Annotated in this window: 17 protein-coding genes; 4 read left to right on the forward strand and 13 right to left on the reverse strand. The window is 39.9% G+C overall.

Translation table 11 applies throughout. The annotated features are described in order from the left end of the window. The first annotated feature begins 223 nt into the window (after positions 1 to 223). Together B7E06_RS13575 and scpC are read left to right on the forward strand one after the other, a co-directional pair. On the forward strand, positions 224 to 874 hold the full coding sequence (locus B7E06_RS13575; RefSeq protein WP_082234506.1) for a LytTR family DNA-binding domain-containing protein: 651 nt from the start codon (positions 224 to 226) through the stop codon (positions 872 to 874). 122 nt (positions 875 to 996) lie between these two features. Beyond that, a complete protein-coding gene (gene scpC, locus B7E06_RS13580; RefSeq protein WP_082234507.1) occupies positions 997 to 2,517 on the forward strand; it encodes a succinyl-CoA:acetate CoA-transferase ScpC in 1,521 nt (506 codons plus the stop codon). A gap of 39 nt (positions 2,518 to 2,556) precedes the next feature. Here scpC and B7E06_RS13585 read toward each other — a convergent pair whose 3' ends face one another. Both B7E06_RS13585 and B7E06_RS13590 read right to left on the reverse strand, forming a co-directional pair. Continuing rightward, positions 2,557 to 3,021 carry a hypothetical protein gene (locus tag B7E06_RS13585; RefSeq protein ID WP_082234508.1) on the reverse strand — a complete coding sequence of 155 codons (465 nt, stop codon included), beginning with the start codon at positions 3,019 to 3,021 and terminating at the stop codon, positions 2,557 to 2,559. A gap of 117 nt (positions 3,022 to 3,138) precedes the next feature. Next, positions 3,139 to 3,924 (reverse strand): PAS domain S-box protein, encoded by a 786-nt coding sequence (locus B7E06_RS13590; RefSeq protein WP_082234509.1) that lies wholly within the window; start codon positions 3,922 to 3,924, stop codon positions 3,139 to 3,141. Between the two features lie 175 nt (positions 3,925 to 4,099). On the opposite strand from B7E06_RS13590, the gene B7E06_RS13595 reads away from it, so the two are divergent. After that, positions 4,100 to 5,320: a DUF819 family protein gene (locus B7E06_RS13595; protein ID WP_082234510.1), complete on the forward strand. Its 1,221-nt coding sequence runs from the start codon at positions 4,100 to 4,102 to the stop codon at positions 5,318 to 5,320. Positions 5,321 to 5,365: 45 nt separating this feature from the next. Here B7E06_RS13595 and B7E06_RS13600 read toward each other — a convergent pair whose 3' ends face one another. From B7E06_RS13600 to B7E06_RS13640, 9 genes are all read right to left on the reverse strand, one after another. Then, positions 5,366 to 6,136, reverse strand: a complete 771-nt coding sequence (locus B7E06_RS13600) for a GNAT family N-acetyltransferase (protein WP_082234511.1) — start codon at positions 6,134 to 6,136, stop codon at positions 5,366 to 5,368. Positions 6,137 to 6,301: 165 nt separating this feature from the next. After that, positions 6,302 to 6,484 carry a hypothetical protein gene (locus tag B7E06_RS13605; RefSeq protein ID WP_082234512.1) on the reverse strand — a complete coding sequence of 61 codons (183 nt, stop codon included), beginning with the start codon at positions 6,482 to 6,484 and terminating at the stop codon, positions 6,302 to 6,304. An 86-nt stretch (positions 6,485 to 6,570) separates the two neighbouring features. Continuing rightward, positions 6,571 to 7,266 (reverse strand): Na-translocating system protein MpsC family protein, encoded by a 696-nt coding sequence (locus B7E06_RS13610; protein WP_082234513.1) that lies wholly within the window; start codon positions 7,264 to 7,266, stop codon positions 6,571 to 6,573. A gap of 86 nt (positions 7,267 to 7,352) precedes the next feature. Then, positions 7,353 to 7,631: a hypothetical protein gene (locus B7E06_RS13615; protein ID WP_082234514.1), complete on the reverse strand. Its 279-nt coding sequence runs from the start codon at positions 7,629 to 7,631 to the stop codon at positions 7,353 to 7,355. Between the two features lie 238 nt (positions 7,632 to 7,869). Next, positions 7,870 to 8,739, reverse strand: coding sequence for an alpha/beta fold hydrolase (locus B7E06_RS13620; protein WP_082234515.1), 870 nt, complete (start codon positions 8,737 to 8,739; stop codon positions 7,870 to 7,872). A 14-nt stretch (positions 8,740 to 8,753) separates the two neighbouring features. Then, positions 8,754 to 9,008 (reverse strand): hypothetical protein, encoded by a 255-nt coding sequence (locus tag B7E06_RS13625; protein ID WP_082234516.1) that lies wholly within the window; start codon positions 9,006 to 9,008, stop codon positions 8,754 to 8,756. Positions 9,009 to 9,038: 30 nt separating this feature from the next. Continuing rightward, entirely contained in the window at positions 9,039 to 9,545 is a 507-nt protein-coding gene (locus B7E06_RS13630; RefSeq protein WP_082234517.1) for a GNAT family N-acetyltransferase, read from the reverse strand. Then, positions 9,542 to 9,919, reverse strand: coding sequence for a nuclear transport factor 2 family protein (locus B7E06_RS13635; protein WP_082234518.1), 378 nt, complete (start codon positions 9,917 to 9,919; stop codon positions 9,542 to 9,544). The genes B7E06_RS13630 and B7E06_RS13635 overlap by 4 nt, the downstream gene beginning before the upstream one ends. Before the next feature lie 171 nt (positions 9,920 to 10,090). After that, positions 10,091 to 11,539 (reverse strand): MDR family MFS transporter, encoded by a 1,449-nt coding sequence (locus B7E06_RS13640; protein ID WP_082234519.1) that lies wholly within the window; start codon positions 11,537 to 11,539, stop codon positions 10,091 to 10,093. Between the two features lie 198 nt (positions 11,540 to 11,737). Between B7E06_RS13640 and B7E06_RS13645 the strand changes: the two genes are divergently transcribed. Continuing rightward, positions 11,738 to 12,460: a 3-ketoacyl-ACP reductase gene (locus B7E06_RS13645; RefSeq protein ID WP_082234520.1), complete on the forward strand. Its 723-nt coding sequence runs from the start codon at positions 11,738 to 11,740 to the stop codon at positions 12,458 to 12,460. Positions 12,461 to 12,847: 387 nt separating this feature from the next. Here B7E06_RS13645 and B7E06_RS13650 read toward each other — a convergent pair whose 3' ends face one another. Then, entirely contained in the window at positions 12,848 to 13,366 is a 519-nt protein-coding gene (locus B7E06_RS13650) for a DinB family protein (protein WP_082234521.1), read from the reverse strand. Then, positions 13,366 to 14,040: a lysozyme family protein gene (locus B7E06_RS13655; RefSeq protein WP_082234522.1), complete on the reverse strand. Its 675-nt coding sequence runs from the start codon at positions 14,038 to 14,040 to the stop codon at positions 13,366 to 13,368. Before B7E06_RS13655 ends, B7E06_RS13650 begins: the two co-directional genes overlap by 1 nt. Positions 14,041 to 14,171: the final 131 nt, after the last annotated feature.

The raw sequence follows: 14,171 nt of genomic DNA on the forward strand, positions 1-14,171 counted from the left end.
ATGAAGGCACCTGGTTGCCTCTAAAATTCTTACTAACTCTAACGGTAATTTCACCTTTTAAGTTCCTATATGTCGTGTTCCTAAAGCTTGAATCCTCCTTATTTTTCCTGTACTTTTAAAAAATAAGCAGAATGACCACATCTGGAAGATTGGCTGCTTATATTTTTCACAAAAGTTATAAACGATCATATATGATAGAAATATCCCCCGAGGAGGATATCTAATGAATAACATCTCCGTTTCAGCAATGATTGAATCTTTTAAAGAACTTTTTCCAAAAGAAGCTTCGATTGCCGTCTCTGATGAAAGACAATTTATTTACTACAAACCAAGCAGGCAAGTCGATTTAAAAATTAAACCCGGCGACAAAATTAATGAAAATACCGTTACCTTTGAAGCGTTAACAGGAAAAAAGAAAACATCCAAACATATGAACGCTCAGGTATTTGGAACCCCTTATTTTGGAACAAGCGTGCCTACCATTGATGCAGACGGACACATAGGTTGTGTGACAGCTATCCTTCCATCAAAGCAGCAGCGTTTTTTGTCAACCTTCTTAACACTTCTAATGGAAAATCACTGGCTTCCCGTCCCATATAGAGAAATCATGTATTTGGAAGCACGCAATCGAAAAACATGGGTACAGTCAGAACGGGGAATGGGAACACATAAGTATAGCTTAAGCGAGTTAGAATTGTATTTACCAGACGACGGTTTTCTCCGCTGTCATCGATCTTATATTGTGAATGTAAACTATATTGAGGAGATCCAGCCGGATTCTCATTCTACTTTTCTATTGATTATGAAGGATGGATCCAAAATTCCAGTCAGCCAGACGTATGCCAGCCTGTTTCGAAAGATTCTCTCCTTCTAATTCTGCTTTATGCTGACATTTAGCTGGTTCGTACTAAATATAAGCCTTTTCATCCATATAGCCGTGACCATTAACGATTATGTCGTTAGAATAGTAAGAAAATTGCTATTAAGGAGGCAGCTATGAAACAGCAAATCTATCAGCGAATTCGCAATAATAAGCTTCTAAACCGTGTAGTTACAGAGGAAACAGCATCTTCATGGATTAAAGATGGAATGACGTTAGGATTAAGCGGCTTCACCCGTGCCGGTGATGCGAAAGCTGTTCCGTCAGCATTAGTAGAAAGAGCAAAAAACGAAGAAATTAAAGTTAATGTTTATACAGGAGCATCTTTGGGCTCGGATATCGATCGTTTAATGGCAGAGGCCGGCATTGTTCATAAAAGACTCCCTTTCCAGGCAGATAAAACGATGCGAAAGGAAATAAACCAAGGGGACATGCTGTTTGTCGACCAGCACCTTTCCCATACAGCAGAGGCCATCAGGCAGGATACATTAAGTCCTATCGATTACGCGATATTGGAAGCGGTATCAATTACGGAGGATGGCCACATTATTTCCTCTACTTCGGTAGGAAATTCTTCCATATTCGCTGAGAAAGCTGAATCTGTCATCATTGAATTAAACCTTGCTCAGTCCCTGGCTTTTGAAGGGATGCACGATATTTATGAACTTTCACAGCAAGGAAAACGTCAACCGATCCCGCTGACAGAAGTAGATGACCGAATAGGCACAAAAGGGATAAAGATAAATCCCAAAAAAATTAAAGGAATTGTAGTTACGAATCAGCCGGATTCACCCTCAACAATTGTACCGCCTGATGAAGAAACAGCTGTAATGGCCAGCCATTTAATCGATTTTTTACGCGAGGAGAAGGAAATTGGCAGACTGCCGGAAAATCTCGCCCCTTTGCAGTCAGGTATCGGCTCAGTAGCCAACGCCGTCTTTCACGGTTTATTAGAGTCGGAATTTACCAATCTTGAAGTTTATTCCGAAGTCCTGCAGGATGCTGTATTTGACCTTATGGATGCCGGTAAAGTAAGGTTTGCTTCAGGCTGTTCGATTACGCTGTCAGAGTCTAAAATTAATCAAGTCTACGGGGAAATCGAAAAATATAAGGACAAGCTTGTACTTAGACCTCAGGAAATTTCCAACCATCCGGAGATCATTCGAAGGCTTGGCTTGATTTCTATAAATACTCCACTGGAATTTGATATCTATGGAAACATTAATTCGACACATGTACTTGGAACAAATATGATGAATGGAATTGGCGGTTCCGGTGACTTTACTCGTAACTCCCGTCTGTCTATTTTTGTTACGAAATCGATTGCGAAAGAAGGTAATATATCAAGCGTCGTACCTTTCGTTTCTCATGTAGACCATACGGAACATGATGTGGATGTTATTGTAACAGAACAAGGTTGTGCGGATTTAAGAGGCTTAGCACCAAAAGAACGCGCATCAAAAATTATTGAGAACTGTGCCCATCCGATGTATCGAAAACAGCTCTACAATTACTTTCAAGAGGCTTGTGAAAATAGAGGCGGTCAAACACCACACATTTTAGAAAATGCTTTTTCATGGCATCAGCGCTTCAGAGAAAGCGGTACGATGCTTGAACCATCGCTGCAGCCTTCCTAAAAAAAAGCCCGGGTCTCTTTCTTGAGGACCCGGACTTCCTTATGAAGGCTGAGTAGCCCAAAAAATATGAACGAGACTGGCAAGCAGCACAGAGTCCATATCATGAGCCATATCAATGTGTATCTTCGGGAACCAAATCCCTTTCATTATTGTTGTTCCTTCTTTATCAATCCTGCCTGTCTTTTTCCACGTACTTTCTATTAGAAAGGGTGAATGTTCCTCCAGGGTGACGAGAAGCCTGTGTTTCTTTCCTTCCTGTATTAAAATTGAACCAATCGGTTTGTCTTTTCGAAATACCGTCCATATTTTTTTTCCCGTTTCCTGCTGTATCGTATACGTTTCCTTCGTTTCCTCACTGACTACTTCTAGACTGACCTCTTGTTCCTTATTTCTTTCAGGGAGAGCGTGAAAAAACCGGTTCATCCAGCCGATAATATATTTTCCTTTATGGATTGCAATATCATCAGTAATCCCAAGTTTGGCTGGAGAGTATTTAATTTTCATTGTGGTTAGGCCTCCATATCAACAATATAAATCAGATATCTTCATCATAATGAGGAATACGATAAGAATCAATAACATGACCATATGAAAAGCCCAGCTAAAACCTTTGAAACCCCCTTATTTCTTAAACCGGTTAATACATTGAATAGCCTGCTTTACCGTACCAAGAGTGTGCATATCAGAAAGGTCTTTACCTATTAAAACGGCTTTCCTGGCAAGCTCAGGACGGATTCCGGTAAAAATTGGATGAATGCCAAGAAGCTTAATAATATCATGGATATTAAATAAAAAACTGACGACAAGCTCATCTAATTTATAAACACCCGAAAAGTCAATGATGAGGTAATCGAGATCCTCATCCTTCAGCTTTAAGGGAATTGTATCAAGCAGCTGATCCACCCTCTCATCACTAAGCCGGCCTCCCAGAGGAATAATGGAAACCCCCTCAGAAACAGGGACTACAGCAGTGGAAATTTCATAAATCTCTTTGCGGCTTTCCAGCAATTCACTCGCCGTTAATTTATTTTCAGTAATATCTCTTAATACTGTCTGAATAGCCTGCTGATTGCCAAATCTGACAGGAATACAGGTTAACTCAACATCAACTGGACTTCCATCCACTTTTAGAATGGTAAGCTCCATTTTTTCCGGGACCCGGCCTTTAGACATTATTTCCGAAATTCGCTCGGAAACTAAATTGGCATCCCCTTCTTTAACCATGGACCAGATATTCTGACCGATCAGGAATTCTTTTTTTGCTTCAAAAAACTCCTCTGCCGCCTGATTCGCGTACAAAATATCATGCTCAGAATGAATGATCGTTACATCAAATGAGTATTCAATAACCTGCTTGTATATTTCTTCTCTTTCACTAACCGTGAGGCTGCTGTTTAATCGTTCCATATGTACCTCTCCCCTATGAAGTCAGCTGAATTTTATATCTTACTATTAATTCTCTATCAATATAATTATCCCTGCCTTTTTTTAAATATTTTCCAATTACCTTTTCCGTTCATTTGTAGGATTGTCGAATACGCTCTAAAGAGATAGAATAATATACCAAAATGGGAGGGGTAAAATGGAAAACAGCTTAATTCATTCAGAAGATATATGGTTACTATGGGCCTTTCTTGCAGGGTGGGCAGCCATCAGCATTTATTTAGAGCAGCATTTTAAGTGGGCATCTAAAGTATCCGGAGCCATTATTGCCCTTGTTGGTGCGATGCTGCTTTCAAACGTAGGGATTATACCTTTAGAGTCCCCTGCCTATGATACGGTATGGAATTACGTCGTGCCTTTGGCCATTCCCCTGCTCTTATTTCAAGCGAATATTAAAAAAATCTGGAATGAAAGCGGGCGGCTGCTGCTTCTGTTCTTATTAAGTGCAGCCGGAACTGTTGCCGGTTCTATTATCGGCTTTACTTTATTAAAAGACCTCGTACCTGGACTGGACAAAGTCGCTGCCATGATGACAGAGTCCTATATTGGAGGAGGAGTTAACTTTGCCGCTTTATCTACTAAGTTTGAGGCACCGGGGGAACTCGTATCCTCTGCCGTAGTCGCTGATAACTTAATGATGGCTCTTTACTTCTTTGTTCTCATCGCTATTCCTGCCATCAATTTTTTCACGAACAGGTTCTCTACTCCTTACATTGATGAACGACTTCAAAAAACGAAGGAGTCAGAAGGTACAGAAGCCGCATCCTACTGGGGGAGAAAGGAAATATCTCTACAGGATATCGGCCTTGCATCCGGTACCGCTTTTGTATTAGTGGCCGTATCGTTTCAGCTAGCTGGATGGTTCAATACATGGATACCTTCAGGAGAAGGAGTTTCTGTTTGGCTTAATATTCTGCATGGGATCTTCGGAGATAATTACTTAATGCTGACTACTCTTACCATGATATCTGTCACCTTGTTTCCTAAGTACTTTGAAAACATCCGCGGTTCTCAGGAGATAGGAACTTACTTAATTTACATCTTTTTCGTCGTTATCGGGGTTCCTGCATCTATTCCGCTCATCATTCAAAATGCCCCGCTATTACTTGTCTTTGTTTTCATAGTAGTGTCACTTAATATGCTCTTTTCTTTTGTCTTAGGAAAAATATTCAAGTTCAGTTTAGAAGAAATTATTCTCGCTTCAAATGCTAATATAGGCGGCCCGACAACTGCCGCTGCTATGGCGATTGCCCGGGGATGGACAAAATTGATTGTCCCTATATTGCTCGTAGGAACTCTCGGATATATTATTGGGAACTATATTGGAACAGGAATTGGTGTCTGGTTCAGTAATTTTTAAATAAAAAATCTCAGAGGCATGTGCTCTGAGATTTTTGCTCATTTTTTATTTAGGAGATAAACATCCGTACATATAAGCCATACATTCAAAACCGGCATTTTCTAAAATAGGACGGCTCATTTCTCCCGCATCCACTGTAAGGAAACGGCGCCCTTCTTCTTTGGCTTTCTGCGCTCTCTTCGCCAGCATTGATGTATAGAGACCTTTCTTTCGATACTCCGGGCGAGTAGCTCCGCCCCACAGAGTGGCAAAAGAGGAGTTTTTTTCAAAATACATCCATGAAGCACTCACAAGCTTTTCCTCTTCATAAATACCGTAAAGTTGAAGGCTTTCCGGATTGTTACGCTTATCACTCCAAAGCCTTTTTCCAAGTTCGGCGTGTGAGTTCCCCCACGTATCATTAAGAAGGCTGACGATGTCAACGATTTCTTGTTCTGTAGTTATTTCGATAAGGTTATTTGATGGCTTTTTTTGAATTAATGGCTCATCCTCAGTCAATTCAAGAACCATTAAAGCTTCTTCTTCTCCCCGTTCAAAACCTTTCTGTATTAACAAGTCCATTAGATTGTCTGGTCGGTCATAACTATGTACCTTCCATTCAAACCGCTGGTTCAGCTTTTCAAAATAACGTACTTCTCCTTCGATAACTTCTGCCGCATTTTCAGCTGTTAAATCGGAATAAAGGATATATCCTTCATCACCCATAAGGGAAACGTGCCGGACTACATGGTCGGTAAGTTCCCGTCTATAGCCGCTTGACTGTGAATTAACCCTTAACTCTTGATTATAAAGCTGTAAAACTTCTTCCCTCTTCACTTTTCTTCTCTCCTCTTTTTTATAAAAACATTCTTTTCTCACCTTTATTTAAACCCACAACAAAATTAATAACCTTAGCCGATGCAAGTTAAACCTGATTTTATATATTTAACGAAAAATTCACAAACGATTTTGCCAAAATAAAAAAGCTGATTCGCATTTCAATCAGCTTTCATCGTCGTCCATAATTACCGTGAAATTATAGTTTTCAAACCATTGACTGGTCTCTTGAACCTGCTGAGCAAATTGCTCAGCTTCTTCAAACGTAGGAAAGACCAGTTCTTTCTTATTTATGGCAAACTCTACAGAAACATTACTACCGTTACTGGCAATCACTTTATAATTCAAAGCCTCTCGCCCATCCTTTATTATTATTTATGTTCCCGGAGTAAATGAAAAGCTGAAAAGATCCTTGCCTTTTCAGCTTTTAATCACTATCTTGGTTTTATGATGAGAACAATGTAGCTTTTATCCTCTTCAAAATCCCAATCTACAAATAAATCCTGAATATGGGTTCCTAAGATTTCTCCAAACTTTTCTGGGTCAAACAAGCCTTTCTCCAGTTTCCTTTTAGTGAGTCTAAGCTCTTCAGAATAACCAGATTTTATCAGTTCTTTCTCGATTCTTACGAGAATGCCTTCCCGCAGGATTAATAAGGTCCGATCATTCAAGTAAACGGAGTCCACAACCTCCGGCACTTTTTCCGCAATTTCACTTACCCGGATAACTTCTCTAGTCACCTCTTTTTTATGAGGCGCATCAGTGGAAGCAGATATTTCATCTAATTCTGATTTATCGCTTTTCAATTTACCGATAATTAACCCGGAACGATTAGGAAGGGACCAGTCATAATATAGATTTTGGACTTCCAAATCGGTTTTGATTCTGAAGGCAGCTTTAATATCAGGCAGCAGTTCTCTCATCAAAAGATCTCGTGTTTCTTCCACCTTCGAATAGTTTTCTTGGCCTACCAGCACCCTCTCCATTGGTGCTAAGAAATCACTTAGATAAATTGTAAAATAAGGCTGGCGAATAGACACATATACAGAAGAAGGTCCCTTCCCAAAATTATCTCTAAATAACTTCCCAATAAAACTTGCCATCTCTGCTTGAATAGATTTGTTATCCATAAGAATCATCCTTTAAGAAACCGTATTTAAAACATAACGTCTTCTTGTAGATTCCACTAATAAAATTTTTTTAAACAGAGACTCTGCTACACATTTGCTTTATTGCATAACTCCTCACACAAAATTGCATGTGCGATACAAATGGAGATCATTTCCTCCACTCCATCTGTTTTCATATTACGTAAGGCTTCCGCACACTGTCTGCATAGGTCCGCACAAGCTATACAAATTTCCTCCTCAACAGGGGAGCCATTCTCAACGGTCTCTTGGGCGTGTTGATAAGCAGCGATGCTTTTCTTCGTTAATTGCATACTGGATAATAAATGTAGAGACTCAATATAAGTAAGTTTAATGTTTTGATCCATCGTTCCAAGATCCTCCTAATTTTTACCAATAAAAAAAGCCAAAAAAGGTATGAGGTGTCCTTTTTTGGCTTATGTCCGGCTCTAATTGTCCAGTCCACTTCCACCAATATCTATTAGCTTTTCATATCATTCCAGGTAAACACGATAAAGGAAAAAGTACTTTTGCCTTTTTGCCTATATAATATTTTACCGTTAATTCTCTATTATTTAAAGGTTTTTTTATTATTTTTTAAAAGTGTTATGATCTTGTAACTGTGTGGGCCTCCAAGAACTTTCTAATATCTGTTAGTAAACCCCAGTCACTCCAGTGGACATAATGCCCGCCTCTGACTGGACGATAGGTTATAGGCAATCTTTCTTCTTTAAGCTGCTGAATATGATATTCGGTTCTTTTTTGTTCTTCATTCTCGATTCCTTCAAATGTACCGTAAGCCAGCAGTGTTGGCACCTTCAGCTGTTTAATCAGCGGCCTCATCTTCAAATTGTAGAAGGAAAACATCAGGTTCAAAGCACTCACTGAAAAATCGGCCTGATTCATATAGGCATGTCTAATAAAAGGATCTTCTTTGATCCCTGTTTTTTTACAGAAGGCTGAGAATTTCTCCTCCAGGCCACCCGGCTTTTCCTTATTCGCAAACAGAGGAGCAGCTAATTTTAAGGATGACTGGCCAATAATCCTCGCCCCTAAATTTAATATAGGAAACGCATAGGCAAAGCTCTCAAACTCAGTTTTTGGGATGCGCGGGAATGGTTTATGACCTTGATCGAGAAGAATGAGACGGTTAACTTTTTCAGGAAAATGAACAGCGAAAGATAGAGCTACTGCTCCACCTAGCGAATGTCCGATGACATCTGCTTTTTCGAGGTCCTTCTGATCCATATATTCACTAACCCATTCCCCCAGAAGCCTGTCCGTCCATCGTTTATCAATCCCGGCACTCCTTCCATATCCCGGCAGATCAATGAGGTGTGTTTCGAAGCGGTCTTCAAGGTATTTGGCAATATTTAATCCTTCACTTCCGGTAAATCCTGCCGCCGGAAAAAACAGAACAGGTGAACCCGTACCTATTCTTTCTGCGTAATAGTCATAAAGCAACTCCTGAGCCATTCAACCACCTCCTCTTAAAATACCATAGAAGAAACAATTACATATGTGACTGCAAACAAGATAAGAAGGAAAGAAAAGGCAGCATAAAATAAAAGCGTAGGTTTAGGGTCTTGAGGGGTTAAATCTTGGATATAGGGAGAAAAGCTGAGCAAAAGCCCGCCTAAAATCGTTAACAGGCCAAATAATATATGCACAACTACTCCGAGTACGATTCCGCTGATAAATAAAATAACAGCTATTGTATGATTAAATAATATACGAAGTATCATGAGTTCTTCTCTTCCTTACCTTTATTTTCTTTAGATCATCCGCTTATACCTTAGCGAAATATATTCTTCATCTTCCTTTGTACCAAAACCCTTCTCTTCTTTATCAAATGAAAACCCTCTTGCTTCATAGAATGGAATACCTTTGTCATTCCCTTTTTGGACGGAAACCCATTGTGTTTCAGCTCCCCATTCCTTCTGCTGCCTGGTCACTGCTTCTAAAAGCAAAGTGCCGATCCCTTCATTTCTTCTGTTAGGATTTAAATAAAGTACATAAAGCTCACTATCTATACTTCCTGTCATCCCGCCTCCAGCAGCGCCCACCACATCCTCCCCATCCAGAGCGACAAAATAACCGCCCCAGTCTCTGCTTAACTCGGTTGTTTCTTTAAGAATTCTATCTTTATTGTAATATTCCTTGATTACACGGTTTAAATATTCCGGTTGATAAATGTGCTGATATGTTTCTTTATTACCTTCAATACAAACTTTCCTAATCCCCTCTATATGACTTGCCACAGCCGTAATAACTGAGATCATGTTCTTTCTCCGCCATTCTTTTTCTCCACTGTATAGGAGATAAGCTCTTTAATTTTTCCATCCTTAAACTTATGAAATTTATAGATATCGCAAAATTCATAAGTCTTACGTTTACCGTCTTCTTCTACTAAATCTATCGTTCCGTTTACGGCTGCATTTAATCCATGGGTGATAATGGTTGAAAGAGTAAGTTTTTCGTGAAGTCCGCTTTTCATTGACTGAACAGCTTCTTTTACATCTTTTTTTCCTTCAATTGTAGTTTCTCCTGCTATTCTCCAAATAATGTTATCGGTTACATTTTCAAGGATAAAATCAGTATCATTATTCACAAAGGCTTCATTAAATTTCCGTAAAAGCTCTTCTTTTTGGGTCATTTCAAAAGCTCCCCTCGATCTCGATATTGTTGATTTAATTTTAGCATATATTCCGAATTCCAACCGTGAAAAGAAAGTTAGTTTACCAGAAAAAGATGATAGCTGCTTCTCTCATTGTCCCCTGATCATCTACATAATAAAACACGGACTTCTAAGTCCGTGTTTTCCCGTTTATCTGGAGGCTGCAGCCTGTTTATTTCTCGATGGACGAGCTGTTTCTTCCATTTGTCTTTTCGGTTTAATAAAAAAGGCTAATATTAAAGCAACCACAGCTGTAATGCCAGCTACCACAAATGAAACATTCACACCGTGTATCATCCCGCTTACTCCTTCAGTGGGCCTGGCGCTATTGGTCATAACAGTTACCAGCATTGCTGTTCCTACTGCACCAGAAACCTGGCGCATTGTATTATTCATTGCTGTACCATGGGGAATTCGCTTCTCAGTTAATGTGTTTAATCCTGCAGTCGTTACCGGCATCATAACCATCGCGACACCCAGCATACGAACAGCATTGACTACGGCCAGATAGAAGAAAGTAGTTTCACTAGTTAGATTAGTGAACATAAAGGTGGTGACACTAAGGATGACCAGTCCTGAGATGGCAAGCCATCTTGCACCAAACTTATCAAATAACCGGCCGGTTATAGGATTCATAAAGCCCATGATAAGAGCACCTGGCAGAAGCATTAATCCAGACTCAAAGGCAGTGAATCCTAACATGTTCTGCATAAAAATCGGCAGGATTGTGGCTCCGCCAATTAAAGCAATAAATACAACCATTCCTAAGACGGTCGTTAAAGTGAAGACTTTGTTTTGAAACACCCTGAATTCTAAGATCGGCTGTGCCAGCTTAAACTGTCTTAGTATAAAAATAGTCAAAGCTACCGCGCCAGCTGCCATAGAGATGATCACCTGCTCATCTCCCCAGCCGGCACTACCTGCCGTACTAAATCCATACAGTAGACCCCCAAACCCAATCGAGGATAATAAAATCGATAGTATATCAACTTTTGGAAATGTTCGTTTCGTAACATTTTTAAGAATAAAGTATGCCACTATAAAATCGATAATGACGACCGGCAAGATGACATAGAATAAGCTCCTCCACGGAAACTGTTCCACAAGCCAGCCGGAAAGCGTGGGTCCAATAGCGGGGGCAAAGGAAATGACTAAACCAAACATTCCCATAGCTGCTCCCCTTTTTTCAATAGGATACACAAGCATTAATATCGTCTGCATTAAAGGCATAATAATTCCAGCACCTGATGCCTGAACAACTCTTCCCACCATCAGCACCCCGAAATTAGGAGCTATAGCGCAAATTATCGTCCCTGCACCGAATAATCCCATAGCTGACAAGAATAAAAACCTCGTGGTAAAACGTTCAATTAAAAAAGCGGTAATCGGAATCATGATCCCGTTCACCAGCATAAAAATTGATGTCAGCCACTGAGCTGTACTTGCATCCAAATCCAAATCCTTCATGATATGAGGCAGTGCCGTCGCTAAAAGCGTCTGGTTTAAAATAGCGGCAAAAGCCCCGGAGATCAAGACTAACATTAAAGGACCTCGATTAATCTTCGTGTTAGTACTTGAAGCTTTATAATCGTCAGCCATATTACTCCTTCTTTCTATTACTTAATAGTTCAATTAATTAATATTTCGTCCACCGAAATATAATAACACATAAGGAAAAGAAGCGAAAGAAAGAAGTTCAGTTATCCACCCTTAAAAAGAAAAGCAGAATGTTGGGAATCAAGAACGGTTCCCTTTACACTTAAATGTAATAACTTTGATTAAGAAAGGAAGAGAAAAATGGGACAATCATTAAAAGATAAAGTTGCTTATATTACTGGAGCGGGCAGAGGAATTGGAAAAGCAACAGCCCTTGAACTCGCCCGTGAAGGAGTTCACCTAGGATTAATGGCTCGAACAGAAAGCAGGCTGAAGAAAACAGTAGAAGAAGTAGAAGCTTTTGGTGTAAAAGCAAGCTATGCCGTTGTCGATATCTCAAATCAGGAAGAAGTTAACCAGGCAGTTTCTAAATTGAAAGAAAATATAGGGAAAGCGGATATTCTCATTAATAATGCAGCCATTTCCTCTCGTGGTCAGTTCCTCGAAATCGACCCGCAGGATTGGAAGAAGACAATAGAAGTAAATGTTTTTGGAACCTATCATGTGACAAGAGCGGTTCTTCCGCAGTTAATTGAGAAAAATCAAGGGGACATCATTAATATATCTTCAAGCAATGGGCTTAAAGGAACAGCTGGATCTACAGCTTACAGTGCTTCTAAATTTGCCGTGCAAGGGATGACCGAAGCTCTTATGCAGGAAGTACGACGAAACAATATCCGTGTCAGCACTTTAAATCCGAGCCTTGTTGCTACAGAGTTGGCTTTTGGTAATAAAGTTGACGAACAAGATAAGGAAAAGTACATGCAGCCTGAAGACATTGCCGAATATATGGTCTCTCAGCTCAAACTTAACCAGCGAATCTTTATTAAAACCTCTCTTCAATGGGCAACCAATCCATTCTAGGAATTTGAATCCAGACTCAATAAAAAGGCTTAGAGAAATAAATGTTTTAAGCCTTTTATTGCAAAGGAACTCGACCATTTATAAATGGTCGAGTTCTTTTTCTAAGAAGTATGGGAAGCGGGATCACTTCGCTTTTAATAGAGAAGCAGGCCGGGGGAAACGACTCGCTTTCCATAGGCGAACGGTGAGCTTCCTCGGGCTTTTAGCCCTCCGGGATCTCACCCTGTTCTATCCTCCCATAGGAGTCTCGCCGTTTCCCCCGGCCCTTTTTGAAAATAAGTATGATCGGAACTTGAAGTTCTTCTTGTGCTATTCAATAACTAATAATAGATTTCACAGTAAAGAGAACAACCTTATACCTTATCAAAAGTGAGAGTGAGTAAGCATTTAGTCTGTGTTTAAAATCCCAAGATAAGCTTTCCAGGGACCTACATCATCACAATACCTATGAGCCATCACCCGAACGATTTGGGAGATATGTGTTAAGTCGTGGACAGCCCATGTAGCCAATAGCTCTCTTACTCGAACTGTACCAAGGGCTGGATGATGCCCTTTCCTCTCTAACTGATCCTTTACTTGGTTTAACTGCAGAACATTATTTTTGCGAAGCTCTTTAAAATACTCAATTCTTTCTCGAATGGTATGGTTTGTTGTCTTTCCCAAATGAGAATGACGGTCAAATGCCGGAAAGGATTCACTTTCTCCCTTTTCAAGAATATGTGATAAACGAGGAATCCAATTGTACTTTTCCGCCTCTATGAGATGGTCGACTACTTCGGAGACATTCCATGTACCTTCTCCTTCATTGCAAGTAAGCCATCCATCTGAGACACCTGAAAGAAAAAAATTCAAGGTCTGAGGGGTACGCTCCAAAATTTCTATATTTTCCTGAAGATTAAAATTCATCAGTTCCCACCTCCACTGATTGAGCTTAATCGCACTTCATCATTTTCCTGTTCATAATAGGACAGGACAGCTTCCACATAATATATATCCCCATAACAGGCATCATACTGAACAGCTTCTTCACGAACACAGCTATAATCTCCGGTATGTGCCAGTTCATCATACTTTTCTGCAGAAAATTCAATCGCTAGCTCCTGCGTATATTTCCCACCATTTTGCCTTACATAGTCTATAAATCCCGCTCCAAAATTATAAGCCTGGAGAGCGAGTTTAATATCATTATCTGCCTGATTTAATGTATTAGCAAAATAGGAAACTCCCTGTCTGATAGAAAGCTCGGGATCGTCAATACATCCTACCGAACCGCACAGAGACTCCGAAGCCTGCATGGGATCTGACCCTCTGCCGCCGGATTCCTGCATCATTAATGCAAGGATGAGATCTGTATACTCGCCAATCCCTTCCTCTTCTGCATACTTTTGAACTTCATCTTCATATTGTAATACCTGGGGGGAGATGTTTTTTTCCTTATTTGTAAAAGTAGTAAAACCTTCTCCAATATCACTTGCGTTGATCCAATGCATAAAACCAATGAATAAGAGAATAGGGAGAACGAACTTTATAATACCCTCCGTAAATACTTTACTTACAGACTTGGACTTTTTCTTAGGCATGTTCTCCCCTCCCTCCATAATAAATACCCTAACTATTCTATCATTAAATGTCTCGCCATACTTTTGGGAAGTTTTAAGAATGAAAGACTACTTTTTAGAAAGACAGAAAAATATACGGAGCAGCTTATCGA

This window comes from Halobacillus massiliensis (assembly GCF_900166625.1).
GTDB lineage: Bacteria > Bacillota > Bacilli > Bacillales > Halobacillaceae > Halobacillus_A > Halobacillus_A massiliensis.

Coding starts and splice junctions, on each gene's coding strand:
- B7E06_RS13575 (WP_082234506.1), top strand. CDS start 224: ATGAATAACATCTCCGTTTCAGCAATGATTGAATCTTTTAAAGAACTT.
- scpC (WP_082234507.1), top strand. CDS start 997: ATGAAACAGCAAATCTATCAGCGAATTCGCAATAATAAGCTTCTAAAC.
- B7E06_RS13585 (WP_082234508.1), bottom strand. CDS start 3,021: ATGAAAATTAAATACTCTCCAGCCAAACTTGGGATTACTGATGATATT.
- B7E06_RS13590 (WP_082234509.1), bottom strand. CDS start 3,924: ATGGAACGATTAAACAGCAGCCTCACGGTTAGTGAAAGAGAAGAAATA.
- B7E06_RS13595 (WP_082234510.1), top strand. CDS start 4,100: ATGGAAAACAGCTTAATTCATTCAGAAGATATATGGTTACTATGGGCC.
- B7E06_RS13610 (WP_082234513.1), bottom strand. CDS start 7,266: ATGGATAACAAATCTATTCAAGCAGAGATGGCAAGTTTTATTGGGAAG.
- B7E06_RS13615 (WP_082234514.1), bottom strand. CDS start 7,631: ATGGATCAAAACATTAAACTTACTTATATTGAGTCTCTACATTTATTA.
- B7E06_RS13620 (WP_082234515.1), bottom strand. CDS start 8,739: ATGGCTCAGGAGTTGCTTTATGACTATTACGCAGAAAGAATAGGTACG.
- B7E06_RS13625 (WP_082234516.1), bottom strand. CDS start 9,008: ATGATACTTCGTATATTATTTAATCATACAATAGCTGTTATTTTATTT.
- B7E06_RS13630 (WP_082234517.1), bottom strand. CDS start 9,545: ATGATCTCAGTTATTACGGCTGTGGCAAGTCATATAGAGGGGATTAGG.
- B7E06_RS13635 (WP_082234518.1), bottom strand. CDS start 9,919: ATGACCCAAAAAGAAGAGCTTTTACGGAAATTTAATGAAGCCTTTGTG.
- B7E06_RS13640 (WP_082234519.1), bottom strand. CDS start 11,539: ATGGCTGACGATTATAAAGCTTCAAGTACTAACACGAAGATTAATCGA.
- B7E06_RS13645 (WP_082234520.1), top strand. CDS start 11,738: ATGGGACAATCATTAAAAGATAAAGTTGCTTATATTACTGGAGCGGGC.
- B7E06_RS13650 (WP_082234521.1), bottom strand. CDS start 13,366: ATGAATTTTAATCTTCAGGAAAATATAGAAATTTTGGAGCGTACCCCT.
- B7E06_RS13655 (WP_082234522.1), bottom strand. CDS start 14,040: ATGCCTAAGAAAAAGTCCAAGTCTGTAAGTAAAGTATTTACGGAGGGT.